The sequence below is a fragment of the Streptomyces anandii JCM 4720 genome (genome assembly GCF_014650655.1).
Taxonomy (GTDB): Bacteria; Actinomycetota; Actinomycetes; order Streptomycetales; family Streptomycetaceae; genus Streptomyces; species Streptomyces anandii.
Map to the genome: position 1 here is coordinate 68,330 of NZ_BMVJ01000021.1, position 1,280 is coordinate 69,609.

Consider the following 1,280-nt stretch of genomic DNA (forward strand, 5'->3'; position numbering starts at 1 on the left):
AAGGCGCTGGACGAGCTGGCGATCACCCCGGCGCAGGTCGCCCGGGTCACCGAGCTCGTCGCGAAGGGCGACCTCAACGACAAGCTGGCCCGCCAGGTCATCGAAGGCGTCCTCGCAGGTGAGGGCACCCCGGACGAGGTGGTCGACAAGCGCGGTCTGAAGGTCGTCTCCGACGAGGGCGCCCTGACCACCGCCGTCGAGGAGGCCATCGCGGGCAACCCGGCCATCGCGGACAAGATCCGCGGCGGCAAGGTGGCCGCGGCCGGTGCCCTGGTCGGCGCCGTCATGAAGGCCACCCGCGGTCAGGCCGACGCGGCCCGCGTCAAGGAGCTGATCCTCGAGAAGCTGGGCGTCAGCGAGGGCTGAGTCACCCGCCCCGGGCTCCGGGGCACCACGGGGGACGTGCCGGCACGGCGCGTCCCCCGTAGCTCTGCCCGGGCTCTCCCGGGCCCGTACCCCCCACCCCGCATCCGGGTTTTCCTCCCCGAGGCGCTACGCTCGCCCGCCATGAGTGGACGCGCCGATTCCGAAACGCACGCCGGCATATCCGAGGCGGACGACGTCGAGGCCACCGGCGCCCGCGACGAGACCACGGGTGCCGGGGAGGCGGACGAGGACGACGAGTTCGAGGACCCGGCCCAGGTCGCGCGCCGGGCCCGCTGGACGGCGAGCGGTGCCGGGGCGCTGCTCACGCTCGCCGGTCTCGCCGCGTCCCTGCTGCGGCTCAGCCGCTCCGCCCCCGTGGCCGTCCCGGCCGCCTACGCCGCCGGGGCCGCCGTGTGCGCGCTCGCCGCCCTCCTCGGCGCCCGGGGGCGCACCCGGCGGGCGCTGTGGCTGCTGATCGCCGGGGTGATGGTGATGGCCCTCGGCGACCAGTCCGATTGAGCGAATCCCACCGCGCGGCCCGTACTACCGGGTGAGCACTCGGCGGACGACAGAGTCCCCCTGATTGTCCTGTGAATTGGGTCGCACTCCTGTGAATAAGCCCACGAACGCGGTAAACGATCAGATTCGCCTGCAAGAGTGTCTTTCATTGCTCATGCGTTCTTTGCGGGCTGTTCCGTTCATGGACGACTGTTCCCGGTCAAAGATCCACAAATAGTCACTCGGGAGCACGTTCGTGGCAGCCCTTGCGCGCTGGTGTGTCCGGCACCGCCTCGTCGTCGTACTGCTCTGGCTCCTCGCCCTCGGCGGGGTCACGGTGGCCGCCACGGTCACCGGCGCGGCGTACTCCAACGACTACGAGGTCCCCGGCACCGAGTCCGGCCGGGCGACCCAGC

Annotated in this window: 1 protein-coding gene and 1 pseudogene; both read left to right on the plus strand. The window is 71.9% G+C overall.

Going from position 1 to position 1,280, the window contains the following annotated elements:
- A pseudogene (locus IE249_RS38810) lies at positions 1-366 on the plus strand (Asp-tRNA(Asn)/Glu-tRNA(Gln) amidotransferase subunit GatB); the annotation flags it as partial.
- 141 nt (positions 367-507) lie between these two features.
- Complete coding sequence (locus tag IE249_RS29110) at positions 508-885, plus strand: hypothetical protein (RefSeq protein WP_189709501.1); 378 nt, start codon at positions 508-510, stop codon at positions 883-885.
- The last annotated feature ends 395 nt before the right edge of the window (positions 886-1,280 follow it).

Bases quoted from the DNA above. Each gene is read 5' to 3' on its own strand.
- IE249_RS29110 (WP_189709501.1), top strand. From the start codon at position 508: ATGAGTGGACGCGCCGATTCCGAAACGCACGCCGGCATATCCGAGGCG.